Here is a 12,392-nt window from a genome sequence, read left to right as displayed (position 1 = left end):
GAGAGCACGATCTCGTCGAGTCCGGTCAGCCGGCGCTGCCGCCGGTGCCACTCCGGCATCGGTCGGCGATGAACCGGAGGCGGCGCTTCCGGCCTGCAAGTGGGAGGAGGTCGCCTGACGCTCGTTCGTCCACAACGATTCGGCAATAACTTGTGCGGCGTCGCGATGAGTTTCGCCCTCCGGGGCAGTCTGATCTGCATGGGCAAACTCATCTATGGCTTCAACGTGTCGGTGGACGGGTACATCGCCGATGCGCAAGGGAACATCGACTGGAGCGATCCGAGCGAAGAACTGCACCAGTACTGGAACGACTTCGAGCGGGAGACCGCCCTGTCGTTCTACGGGCGGCGGCTCTACGAACTGATGGCTGCCTACTGGCCGACTGCCGACAAGGCCCCGGACGCCACCCCTCTGATCGTCGACTTCGCCCGCATCTGGCGCGACATGCCCAAGGTCGTGTTCTCGCACACCCTGGAGTCCGTCGAGTGGAACTCCCGCCTGGAACGCGGTGACCCGGTCGAGGTGGTGACGAAGCTGAAAGCCGAAACCGACGGGACGCTGGAGGTGGCCGGCGCGACGCTGGCCGCACCGATCGTGCGGGCGGGACTGGTAGACGAGTACCGGCTCGTGGTCGCCCCCACCGCCGTGGGTGGCGGCACCCCGTTCTTTCCGACACTGCCGTCATGGATCTCGCTGCGACTGTTGGAGAACCGCACCTTCCCGGGTGGCACGGTCCTGCTGCGCTACGAGGCGAAACACGACTGATCGGCCATACACCGCCAGGCGAGGTGCGGATGCACTACGCGATACACGACTCGAGCGGCCCGCAATTACTGCTGCTGGACGGCGGCCGCGCGGAGTTACGAGAACGCTCTGGCGAAGTCGTTCTTCCAGAGCCTGAAAGACCGCTACGCCAGTCCGATCGGCGAGCCTCGGCGGGCCGGTGGACGCGAGGTCAGCGGGCGAGGGTCAGATGTTCACGAGCGTCGAGTCCGCCGGCGCTTCGGCACTCGGCCGATCCATCGCCGTGGCGATCCGCAGCACGACGAGGCCGGCGGCTGTGACGACTGCACCCATCCAGATCGGGGAGGTGAAGCCCAGGCCGGCTGCGATGGTCAGTCCGCCGAGCCAGGCACCGAGGGCGTTGCCCACGTTGAAGGCGGCGATGTTGGCGCCTGAGGCCATGGTGGGGGCGGCGGAGGCGTAGTTCATGATTCGCATCTGCAGGCCGGGAACTGTCGCAAAACCGAAGGCGCCCATGAGGAACAGCGAGACGATCGTCATGGTCCGGTTGTCGGCGGTGGCGGCGAAGACGACCAGGACGGCGGTCACCAGGACGAGGATCCAGGTCAGCGCCGGGGTGAGGGCTCGGTCGGCTGCCTTGCCGCCCAGGTAGTTTCCGACGAACAGGCCGGAGCCGAAGACGATGAGCAGCCACGGCACGCTGGACGTGGCGAAACCGCTGACCTCGGTCAGGGTGAAGGCGATGTAGGTGAAGGCGCCGAACATGCCGCCGTAGCCGAGGACGGTCAGCGCGATCGAGAACCAGACCTGCTTGTTGCGGAACGCGTGGAGCTCGCCGCGCAGGCCGCCGTGCGTGGCGGCAGGGGGAGTGGCCGGCACCAGGGCGGTGATACCGACGAGCGCCGCCACGCCGATTGCGGTGATCGCCCAGAAGGTCGAGCGCCACCCCAGTTGCTGACCGAGCAGGGTGCCGAACGGAACTCCGAGGACGTTGGCGATGGTGAGGCCGGCGAACATGATGGCGATGGCGCCGGCGCGCTTGGAGGGTGCGACCATGTCCGCAGCCACGACCGATCCGATGCCGAAGAACGCGCCGTGGCACAGGGCCGCGACGATGCGTCCGCCCATCATGACCTCGTACGACGGAGCGAGGGCCGACAGCAGGTTGCCGACGATGAACAGCACCATCAGGGACAGCAGGGCCCGTTTCCGGTCGAAGCGGGTGAGGGCGGCGGTGAGCAGGATCGCGCCGAGGGCGACCGAGAGCGCGTACCCGGAGATGAGGTAGCCGGCGACGGACTCGCTTACGGCGAAGTCCGCAGCGACCTCCGGTAGTAATCCCATGATCACGAATTCGGTGAGACCGATCCCGAATCCGCCCATGGCGAGGGCGATGAGGCCTGAAGGCACGTCGAGTTCCTTTCGAAGGTCTGCGCGTCAGCGCATAGAGCGCGTGTGCAGTAGTTGCAGACGCCTCATAAATAGTTGCACGCGCTCTATACATGCGCAAGCGGGTAGTATCGGCGAGGGCAGGAAGCGAGGAGGCGACGTGGGCATTGCGGACGACGCGGTGGAGATCCGCGCGCAAGGTTGGCGCACGCTGGCCGCGCTGCACGGGGCGCTCGACACCGAGCTCGAACGCGCCCTCCAGCAGCGGCACCAGCTCTCGGTGGTCGAGTACACCGTGCTCGACGCGCTGAGCCGGCAGGACGGCTGGCACATGCGGATGGCGCAGCTCGCCCGTGCGGCCGCGCTGAGCAGCAGCGCGACGACCCGGCTCGTCAATCGTCTCGAGAAGCGCGGATTGCTCACGCGGATCCTGTGCGAGGACGATCGCCGCGGCATCTACACCGAACTGACCGCCTCCGGGCGCGAGCTGCTGGACAGTGCGCGTCCGACGCACGATGCCACCCTCGAAGCCGCCCTCGGCGAGGCGTGCGAGATCCCGGAGCTGGCGCCGTTGGTGCGCGCATTGCACGAGCTGCCGCCGAGCCCGCGCTGATCCCGGTGCTGTAGACCCGGCACTGGGGATCCGTGCCGGTGCGCGTCGCCGGATCGAGTACACGTGTTCGGGCGCGGCAGAGAAGATTTCGGGACGGCAAAGCAGACGGAGACCCTTCGGGTCCCTGACTCGTCGGCCCCTTCCCCAAGCAAACCCACGGACCATGCCCCGATACCGCGTCTCGGCCAGCACGTGTGGCCGCCTGCCGAAAAGACAAGCGGCTGAGCTGGACCCGGTCGGACGTGTCGACCCGTACTCGATCGGGTGCCCGGTGCCGTTCACCGGGACGAAGGATTGCCGGATGCGGTTGGTTAGCGTCGGACCCGCACGGAAAACGACGTGACCGCGTGCGCCTCGGTCACCGGAACGGCCCTCGCACGCACGCAGGGAAACACCGATGGCCCCGGACCCGGCGGTCGGGTGCGGGGCGGGGTGCAGATCAGGTCGTCGGCGGGCTCGCGCAGGTCAGCGCAGCGGACGACGCCACGTCGGGGCGTGTGGCACGCGGCCACTTGCGGGGATACGCGCCGGGAATCGGCGTGTGGATACAATCCACCTCACGGTGCATGACAGCTCCTACTGTCTTGTGCCCAGACCCCGGTTCGGTGTTGGCGCACCGGCCGGGGTCGCCCCGTTTTCGGGGTCGGTGCAGCGATGGTGGCACGCTGCCCGCCGCGCGTCAACCGATCCGGTACAGACGCCAGGTCGGCTGGTTGTCGCCGTCGTTGGGGATCTCCAGATCGAGGGTCGCGATGTCGGCGCCGTTCTCGAAAACGGTGGGGTAGCGGCGGTTCACCGCATCCGAGACGCCACGGCCCTCGTTCGGCACGGTCAGCAGATAGCGCACGCCGTTCGCGGCGGGGTCGTTGAGGATGCGGGTGAAGTCGGCGTCGGAGGGGACGACGAACTGCTCGGGCCGGTCGGTGGCGGTGAGCACCGCGAACCCGTACACGGTGTCCATCACCACCGAGCCGTCGGGCAGGTCGAGGTCGTCGAGATAGTCGGCGACGCGGCGTTCCGTGCCGAACGAGGCGATGATCCGGTTCTCCTGGTCCCGCAGCTCCGACGTGTCGTCCGGGTCGGGAAACAGCACGGTGCGCAGCGCATGCTGCTCCTGCGAGAGGTTCGCATCGCCCATCGCGACGAACGTGACCGGCACCGACACCGCGAGCGCGAGCGCCCCGACCGGCGCGAGGGAGCCGCGGTCCTGCGGGCGCACCGTCGCGTGGGCGCCGAGCCGGCGCGCCCGCAGCTGCCCGCGACGGGGCGCGAGCTGCACCACCCACATCGCCGCCAGCGGCACCGCGGCCAGGTAGAACCGCAGGAACGGGAACGTCATGCCCCGGAAGTACGACAGGGCCGCGAACGCCAGCACCGCCCCCAGCACCACGAACGGCACGACCGGCTCGAAGTCCCGGCGGCGCCACGCCAGCACCGCGACGACCGGCGCGAGCAGCGGCAGCGCCGGCCCCAGCACCAGGATCTCGGCGACGGAGAACGCCAGCGCCGCCAGACCCCCGGCCGAACCGCCGCCGCTCTGCTCGAGGATCGCCGCGTTGCCATACGACGACGAGAACTGCTGCAGCGCTTCGCCGGTGATCAGCCAGCTCGTCGCCGCCCACACCAGGAACGACAACGCCACCGGCGACGCGACGAGGATCGCGTCGAGCAGCGCCGGACGCCAGCCGCCCGTGCGCCACCGCGTCACCGCGACGACGAGGACGGTGACGGCCGCGCCGACGGCGAGCGCGTCGTACCGCGCCAGATACGCCAGGCCCACGGCGATCCCGGCGACGGCGAGGTCGTGCACGTCGTCGGTGCCGATCCACCGCACCAGCCGGCGCGTCGCCCAGCACAGCAGCATCAGGAACGGCGCCTCGCTCATGCCGTTGGCGCCGTAGTACACGATCATCGGGTTCAGCGCGAACAGCACCGTCACCGTCCACACCAGCCACGGCGACGCGCCGCGGTCGCGGGCGAACAGGTGCACCTGGGTGACCGCCCCGGCCATGAACGGCGCCGACAGCGCCACCGCCGTGATGCCCCACCGGGTCAGCGCGGGCCACCAGTCCGACAGCGCCACCAGCGGCAGCTGCAGCAGCGCCGTGAGGGGAGTGAACACGAATCCGATCGCCGCCAGGTGCGGGTCGCGGCTGTGCAGGGCGCTGCGCGCGGCCGCCACGCGACTGAGCGAATCGCCTTGGAAATAGGCCACATCCAGCGCGAGGTACAGGCCCACCGCCGCGTACAGCAGGCAGGACAGCCAGAACACCCGGGCGGTGCTGCCCCTCATGAGGACAGCCCGTGGAAGGTCTTCTCCCAGTAGGAGGGATTGCGGATCAGCTGGTAGGTGCCCTTGATCGCGGCGACCGACATCATCAGCCAGTACAGCGGCACCGTCAGGCACGCGAGCCACAGCGCCGAGTTGCCGGTCTCCCGGCACGCGACCAGGTTCATGTACAGCACCGCGGAGTTACCGAACACCAGGGAGATCAGCGCCGGGAAGTACACGTACCAGGGGAAGATCTCCTCGACCAGGAACGGCTGGCCCAGCAGCCAGGAGATGGTGATCAGCCAGAACACCATGTTCAGGCACGCGATGATCGGCGTCCCGGCGAGCAGGGTCGTGAACCGGAGCATCCCCACGGTGCCGATGCCCCGCCACAGTTGTACGGGCCGGCGCACGTGCACCAGCCACGTCTGCAGATAGCCCTTGTACCAGCGGGAACGCTGCCGGATCCAGTTGATCGGATCGCTGTTGGCCTCCTCGAGCGTCGTCGAGTCCAATACGGCCGTACGGTAGCCCGACTCGGCGATGCGCACCCCCAGGTCGGCGTCCTCGGTGACGTTGTACGGATCCCACGCGCCGATCTCGTCGAACACGCTGCGCCGGATGTGGTTCGACGTACCGCCCAGCGGAATCGGCGAATTCGAGCGCATGAGTCCGGGCAGCACGAAGTTGAACCACAGCGCGTAGTCGGCGGTGAACCACCCGGTGAGCATGTTCTGGGTGCCGTTGTGGAACGCCAGCTTCGCCTGCACGCACGCGACGTCGTCGCCGAGCCGGTCGAACGCCACCGCCACCCGCCGCAACTGCAACGGCTCGGGCAGGTCCTCGGCGTCGAAGATGGTGACGACGTCGCCGGTGGCGAAGTGCAGCCCGTAGTTGCACGCCTTCGGCTTGGTCCGCGGGTCCGCCGCCGGCACCAGCAGGATCTCCACGATCTCGCCGAGGCCCGCCTCCCGCGCCGCGGCGATGGTGACGGCGTCGTCCTCCTCGAGCAGCAGCAGCACCTGCAGCTTCTCGGCCGGATAGTCGATCGCGGTCATCGCCGCGATCAGATCGCCCACCACCTCCGGCTCGTTGTAGGCGGGCACCAGCACCGTGTACGTCGGCAGGTCCTGCTCGGGCACGGCCCGGGCCTCGTCGTCGTCGACGGTGAAGATCGCGTCGCGCGCCAGGCCGCGGGAGAACAGCAGCAACCGGTCGGCGAGGGTGGCGATGTACCCGGCCGTGCACACCGCCGTGAGCACGGTCAGCGTCGGGATCGTCACGAACACCAGCGCCAGGATCACCACCGCGACCAAGCCGAGGGTCAGCCACTTCTGCCACGGCACGAACGCCACCGACGCCGACGACAGCGGCCGCTTCTCCCGCAGCCCGTACACCGCGTCGTGCAGCGCCGCGGCCTTGAACTCGTCGTCGACTAGATGCCGCGCCACTGCGCCTCCACCAGTTCACGGCCCACCTCGGTGAGCATGTCCAGGTCCTTGTACTCGGGGTCGGAATCCTCCACCGACGCCCGGCCGCGCAGGAACACCGACAGCAGCGCGCTCGCGTTCGACGCCATGTTCGGGGTGGGCTGGGGGAACGGGGCGTCGAGCTCGTGATTGTCGACGGTCAGCAGGCTCACCCGCTGCGCGAGGGCGTCGCCCCGCGTCCACACGAAACTCATCAGGCTCCACGTCAGCAGCAGCTCGTCGTCGACGACGGTGAAGAAGTCGGCCTGCACACCCCGGCCGAGGTCCACCCGGATCTTCGGGCTCACCCGCGCCTGCCCGAGGTCGTACATGGTGTGGACCGGATACACCTCGAACACCCCCACCCGCCGCACCTGCAGGGTCTGCACCGCGACGGTCCGCGGGCGCGAGAGCCGGTCCCAGTCGGCGCGCGGCTCGACGGCGCGGATCATCTGCCGGCGCAGCTGTGCCGTCGACCCGAAATACCTTCGCGGCCAGTCGTAGTCGACGGACCCGATCTGATACCAGCCGACGGGGACGACCTGGCTGACGGTGCCGCTCGGCGGCGGACCCACCGACACGGGCGTGAGCTGCTGATCGGGCAGCGGCGCCGCGGCCAGCACGACGGTCGCGGGCACGATGAGCAGCAGCGCGCGGGCCGCCTCCCGCGGCGACACCGGGTTCGGCGGCAGGGTCCGCGGCGCGAGGCCCCGGTACCGGTACAGGTAGAACGCGGCGCCGATGACGAGCGCGGCCACCGCCGACGGCACGATCTGCGCGACGGCGACCCGCGCATCCGGGAAGCGGGTGGTCACCACGACCAGCAGCGCCAGGCCGAGCAGCATCGTCGCGCCGAAGCCGATCAGCGCGCGGCGCCGGGTGCGGCCGACCGCGACGGCGATCGCGACCGAACCCAGCAGCACCATCAGGAACCCGGCGGCGAACTTGCTGCCCCCGAGCTGCACGAGCATCGCCCGGTAGGCCAGCGGTGAGGTGCCCACCAGCAGCAGCCACACCGGCCAGTAGCGGGAGGCGACCCGCAGCCCGAACAGCAGCACGCACATGCCGATCACGAACAGCCACGCGGACAGCACGTCGAGGTGCATCATCTGGTAGTTCGGCCCGTAGCGCGGCAGCAGGAGCCACTTGACGGCGATCGCGATGAGCAGGACGGCACCGCCGACGATCCGGTCGGTCTGCCGGTCGTGGATCGGCAGTTCGCCGCGCCGTCGGCGGGTGACGCCCTCGGCGGCCAGCACCGCGAACGGCGGCACGAGCGCCACGTAGCCGCCGCCGGTGCCGCGGGCGACCTCCTCGGACAGCGCCAGCCACGTGGTCCGGTAGCCGATCAGGGTCGCGGCGACGATGATCGCCCAGCGGGCGCTGGTGTGCGCGAACAGTGCGGCGCGCTCGGTGGTCGTCACGGTGCTCATGGCGGGTCCGATCAGTGCGGGCGCGGCCGGCCGCGACGCCATCGCAGCGCGCCGATCACAGCCGCGGCGAGGCCGGCGGCAAGGACGATGCCGCCCCCGACGAGCACCCACGTCGTCGACGCGGCGAGGGACTGCTGCGAGGTGGACTCGGTGGCGGGGTCGGTGAGCGCGAGTTCGACGGGGTCGCGGTCCGCGGTGGTGAACAGCACGTCGCCGTCGAGCTCGGCCCAGCGTTGCGGCTGCGCGGCGAGCCAGCCGAGGGTGCGGTCGAGTTCGGCGGGCACGTCGGTGGCGGCGGCGACGAGGACGGCGCGCTCGCCGTCGCGCGCCACCTGCAGCGACGCGAACTCGACGTCGGTCGGGAAGGTGACGGTGGTGGCGTCGCCGGTGGCCGGGTCGACGAGGTCGAGGGTGCGGCCCTGCGTGCCGGTCAGCGGCAGTTCGAGCTGCTCGGGGACGCGGCCGTCCGCGGCGACGACGATCGCGGGGGTGCTGCCGGTGGCGGCCTCGTCGAGGCTCACCCACTCGGGGTCGAGCGGCACCGACGTCAGACCCTGCAGGCCGGCCACGAGCGCGACGGCCCGGGCGGTGTCGGCGATCCCGGCCTCGGTGGCGGCGACGTTCACCTTCGGCAGCAGCGCCTGCGGCAGCGACCGGAACCCGCCGGGCTGCGGCGGATCGGCGGGTTCGGTGGTGACGCGGCTGCCGGCGTCGACGGTCAGGGTCATCGGCTGCTGCAGGCCGCACTGGTGGGTGCCGCCGGTGGAGCGCAGCGACACCACCACGTCGGTGACCCGGCCGAGCACGGTGTCCGGCACGGTGATCCACCGATCCAGCCGGCCCGTCGCGTCGGCGGGCCACGAGTCGACGACCGTGTCGCCGACCGTCACCGACACCAGGCCGCCCTCGGTCGTGGGCAGCGGGGTGTAGGAGCCCTGCAGGTTGATCCGCAGATTGTGGGACGGCCGTCCCAGACGGGTCTGGTCGATGCCGAGCGGCACCTCCACCACGCCGACGCCGGTGTCGGTGAGGGCCCCGAGACCCAGTTCGCCGAGGGTCGTCGCGTCGGGGGACAGCCGCGGCGGCAGACCCAGCGTGCCGACGGTGGCGGCCGAGGCCACCGCGACCGACGAGATGTCGCTCGTGACGAGGCGGGCCTGGTTGCGCAGCGCGTCGGCGTTGCCCGTCACCGCCAGGGCCGGGACGCCGCCGGGCACGTCGACGAGGGCGGCGGCACCGGCGCCGTCGGTTTCGACGATCGCGATCTGCCGGGTGAACGGCCCGGCCGGGGCGGGCGGCACCGCGTCGTCGCCGGGCAGGGTCTGCACGGTCACCCGCAGCGGCCGGCCCGTGTACTGGGCGGTGACGGCCGCGGTGAGATCGAGTGCGGTGGCCGACTCGGCAGGGGTGGGGTCGGCGGGCAGCGACAGTTCCAGCGACTCGAGGATCGGCGGCAGGAAGTCGGCGACCACGGCCGGCGGGGTCGGGGCCCCGGTGTAGCGGACGCGCCCGTCGCGCAGCACCACCGACCGATCCGTCCAGTCCTCGGGGCAGATGCCGTCGAACGGCAGCAGGTGGACGGTGAGGGTGACGGTGACGGCCCGGTCCACGACCGGTGCCGCCTCCAGGGGCAGCGAGACCGGCACCAGGGTTCCGGCGGCGGGCAGGTCGATGCGGGCCAGCAGCAGGCCCTGCGACTGGACGTCGATCCAGCCGCGGGAGACGTTGGCGGGCATCTGCACCGTCGTGTCGAACGCGGCGGGCCGCAGCCCGTCCGGCACCGGGACGGTGAGGGTCGCGGTGTCGCTGTGGCCGCGGAAGGCGACGGTGTCGCCGAATCCCAGGGTCTGCGTGCCGAAGACGACGTCGCCGGGCGGCGCGACGGGGTCCTGCGCGGCGGCAGGACCTGCGGCCAGCACGGTCAGCGCGGCGAGGGCGGGAACGAGGAGTGCGTGTCCGGCACGGCGAATTGTCTGGGTCGGCACGTCGGGGACTTTACGGTTGATCGGTACGAAATGTGGGACAAGTGGAGCAACATCGCGCTTGGGCGTGTTTCTGACGGAGACCTACGACAGCAGGTCTCGTGTCTTCTTGCGGAGGCATTCGTAAGGTGCTCGACCGGCCAGGGCACGGTGGACTCGATCGTAGTTGTAGTGGCCCCACACTGTTGGAGGCGCTCGGCGACCAGGTTCGCGTCATAGATGACCTCACCCCCGAGGAGTCGGTAGAACTCGTCGGAATCGACGCGGTTGAGAACTCTTGACCGTCTCATTTGAGACTGGGTGGCAACATTTCGGCTAGTCTCCCCGAAATGAAGTGGGGTCGAACCGGTTTCCGGGCAGTATTGGGCGCCGCGCTGTGTTCGTTTCTCGTGATCTCCGGTTGCTCGGGCAAACCCGAGGTCGAGAAGATCGAGGTCTCGCCGGAACAGCAGACGACGTGGCGTTCTGTCGATGGCGGCGTGACGGTCGAAATTCCAGGCTCCTCGGTCGACTCGGACGGCGAGCTGCGCATCGACGCGGCCACCACGCCGGACGGCCGCAGCGGTTGGTCGATCGAACTCGACGGGGCCGAGCTGACCGGTGACGCTACCCTGCGTTTTCCGGTGGGCGAACTCGAACCAGGTGAACCGGTTCCGACGGTCACCTATGCCGAGAGCCCGGAGTCCGAACCGACCGTGGCTACCGCCGTGCGCTATGAAAACGGCGAAATCATCGTCACGACCGATCATTTCTCGTTCTGGCTGGTCGACCGCTGGAACGACGTGCGCGCGTCGGCGGCTACGTGGCTGCGCGGACGATTCGACGACATCGCGAGCCTCGGATACGGGTCACCGCCCACATGCCCCGGCGAGAACGAGGTCCGTAAGGCAGGCTTCGATGTGACCAGCGATCAGGGCAAGCGCGTGTACTGGTGTCTCGGCCAGGACAAGGAGTCGCCGCTGTTGAAGGCGGTGAATGCGCGCGGTTACGGCGTCTCGGTGGAATACACTCCCGGCCTGGAGTTCACCGGCACGGACCGTAAGGACTGGATCGGGCACGCCGCCGACTTGCTACGTCCCGCACCGAGCCGATTGGGCAATCGCGTCGAGCTGCTACCCGCGGGCAGTGAGATCGAGTTCGACCTCGTCGGGCGCCGGGCATCCGACGGCGTGATGATCAAGCCGGACCCGGCGAGCTACCTGCTGACTGCGCTCGACTTCGGCGTCGGCACCTACGCGATGGCGATCGAGCGGGTGGGCGGGCGCGCCGGCGCCGAGAAGTTCCTCGAGGCGATGAAGGGCGCTACCTGCTTGAGCTCGTTCAGCAAACTGGCGGCCTCGGATCCCGCCGGTGCGGGCGAGCTGACGCAGTTCTTCGCCACCGCATTGAACATGGCTCTGGACTGTGCCGAACTTGCACTCGAGGAAGCGGATCTGGGCCCGATCCTGTCGACCATCGTAGCCCCGGTCCTGTGGGTGGTGGACGGGGTGCGCACCGTCATCGATGGCATTGTCGGCGCGGTGGAAAGCATAGATCACAACGGCTACCAAATCATCGTGAGCCGTCCGGTGGCAGACACGGAGGTCATCGATGTCGTTGCCGTCGACCGCACCGGTACCCCACTGCCCGGGTGGAGCGCGCGCAACCCGCGACGGACGGTCATCGACTGCCAGTACCCCTATCCGTCGGTATCCTCGCGCGGCGCCGATATCGTGTCCTGCGGTTCCACTGCAGACAGCGCACACACCTGCTGGATCCATCCAGACCGCAGATCTCTGACCTGCGGGATCGACGTATGGAAGCAGGAGTTCTTACAGTACCGGCTCGAAGAGCCCCTCGGCCCAGTGCCTGCCGCGACAGATGTGGCGCCCGAGTGGATCGAACTCGACGACGGCACCCACTGCTTCCGCAGACACGGCGGCGCGTGGGGCGGGCGAGCCGACGGTATGGTCGGCGCGTATCACTGCGAAGGCGCGGATTATTACGTCCTCGCCGCAGATGGCCCCGCGGTCGACACCGGAACCCGGCAGTGGACCGTCAAGGTAGGGGGACTAGGCAACCCCGACGAGGTTTTCCCCGCACCGAACGTGGTCGGGGTCGTGCGGGCATACTTCACCACCTCGCCTTAGGCGACGCAATATCGGTCACACTTGCGTCCGCGTTACCCATCGGCGACGAACTTCGTACACACTGGGTGTATGTGGTGGTGGGTTGCGGCGATCCTCGTCGCCTGGCTGATCGTCTCGGTGGCGATCGGCCTGGTGCTGGGCAAGGTGCTGCGCGTGGCCGACACCGAGGAATCCCTCGTCGAGATCCAGCGCGCCGAGCGCGAACGCGACCGTCACAGCGCCCAGTCCTGACCCGCGGAACGGCCCCGACCGGCACAAGATCATTTGTACTCGCGAGTAACTATCTATCGGACTAGTGTCTCTGTGTCGCCTTCCTGTCCCCCTGCGAAGGCGACAACTCGCGAGCCGGTTACCCCCCATC

The 12,392-nt window shown here is 69.4% G+C and carries 9 protein-coding genes; 4 read left to right on the top strand and 5 right to left on the bottom strand.

What is annotated here, in order from left to right; all coding sequences use genetic code 11:
- Nucleotides 1-198 precede the first annotated feature (198 nt).
- On the top strand, nucleotides 199-765 hold the full coding sequence (locus OEY_RS0107710) for a dihydrofolate reductase family protein (RefSeq protein ID WP_029539935.1): 567 nt from the start codon (nucleotides 199-201) through the stop codon (nucleotides 763-765).
- Between the two features lie 204 nt (nucleotides 766-969).
- On the opposite strand, the gene OEY_RS0107705 is transcribed toward OEY_RS0107710, so the two are convergent.
- The gene (locus OEY_RS0107705) at nucleotides 970-2,154 is read right to left on the bottom strand and encodes an MFS transporter (protein WP_010593310.1); all 1,185 of its coding nucleotides are present in this window, start codon (nucleotides 2,152-2,154) and stop codon (nucleotides 970-972) included.
- 139 nt (nucleotides 2,155-2,293) lie between these two features.
- On the opposite strand from OEY_RS0107705, the gene OEY_RS0107700 reads away from it, so the two are divergent.
- Nucleotides 2,294-2,746 (top strand): MarR family winged helix-turn-helix transcriptional regulator, encoded by a 453-nt coding sequence (locus OEY_RS0107700; RefSeq protein ID WP_010593309.1) that lies wholly within the window; start codon nucleotides 2,294-2,296, stop codon nucleotides 2,744-2,746.
- 679 nt (nucleotides 2,747-3,425) lie between these two features.
- Here OEY_RS0107700 and OEY_RS0107695 read toward each other — a convergent pair.
- Genes OEY_RS0107695 through OEY_RS0107680 form a run of 4 tightly spaced genes read right to left on the bottom strand, consistent with a single transcriptional unit; the run spans nucleotide 3,426 to nucleotide 9,905 of the window.
- Nucleotides 3,426-5,039, bottom strand: a complete 1,614-nt coding sequence (locus OEY_RS0107695) for an ArnT family glycosyltransferase (protein WP_010593308.1) — start codon at nucleotides 5,037-5,039, stop codon at nucleotides 3,426-3,428.
- Entirely contained in the window at nucleotides 5,036-6,469 is a 1,434-nt protein-coding gene (locus OEY_RS0107690) for a glycosyltransferase (RefSeq protein WP_010593307.1), read from the bottom strand. Before OEY_RS0107690 ends, OEY_RS0107695 begins: the two co-directional genes overlap by 4 nt.
- On the bottom strand, nucleotides 6,454-7,962 hold the full coding sequence (locus OEY_RS0107685; RefSeq protein ID WP_010593306.1) for an archaeosortase/exosortase family protein: 1,509 nt from the start codon (nucleotides 7,960-7,962) through the stop codon (nucleotides 6,454-6,456). The genes OEY_RS0107690 and OEY_RS0107685 overlap by 16 nt, the downstream gene beginning before the upstream one ends.
- Nucleotides 7,932-9,905, bottom strand: a complete 1,974-nt coding sequence (locus tag OEY_RS0107680; protein WP_010593305.1) for a hypothetical protein — start codon at nucleotides 9,903-9,905, stop codon at nucleotides 7,932-7,934. The genes OEY_RS0107685 and OEY_RS0107680 overlap by 31 nt, the downstream gene beginning before the upstream one ends.
- Before the next feature lie 326 nt (nucleotides 9,906-10,231).
- Here OEY_RS0107680 and OEY_RS0107670 point away from each other — a divergent pair, with 326 nt between their 5' ends.
- Both OEY_RS0107670 and OEY_RS30815 read left to right on the top strand, forming a co-directional pair.
- On the top strand, nucleotides 10,232-12,031 hold the full coding sequence (locus OEY_RS0107670; RefSeq protein ID WP_237713729.1) for a hypothetical protein: 1,800 nt from the start codon (nucleotides 10,232-10,234) through the stop codon (nucleotides 12,029-12,031).
- 69 nt (nucleotides 12,032-12,100) lie between these two features.
- A complete protein-coding gene (locus OEY_RS30815; protein WP_017681462.1) occupies nucleotides 12,101-12,262 on the top strand; it encodes a hypothetical protein in 162 nt (53 codons plus the stop codon).
- The last annotated feature ends 130 nt before the right edge of the window (nucleotides 12,263-12,392 follow it).

This window comes from Rhodococcus sp. P14 (genome assembly GCF_000256505.1).
Lineage (GTDB): Bacteria > Actinomycetota > Actinomycetes > Mycobacteriales > Mycobacteriaceae > Rhodococcus > Rhodococcus ruber.
The sequence above is the reverse complement of the archived record's forward strand: the minus strand, read 5'-3'. Positions and strand labels throughout refer to the sequence as shown.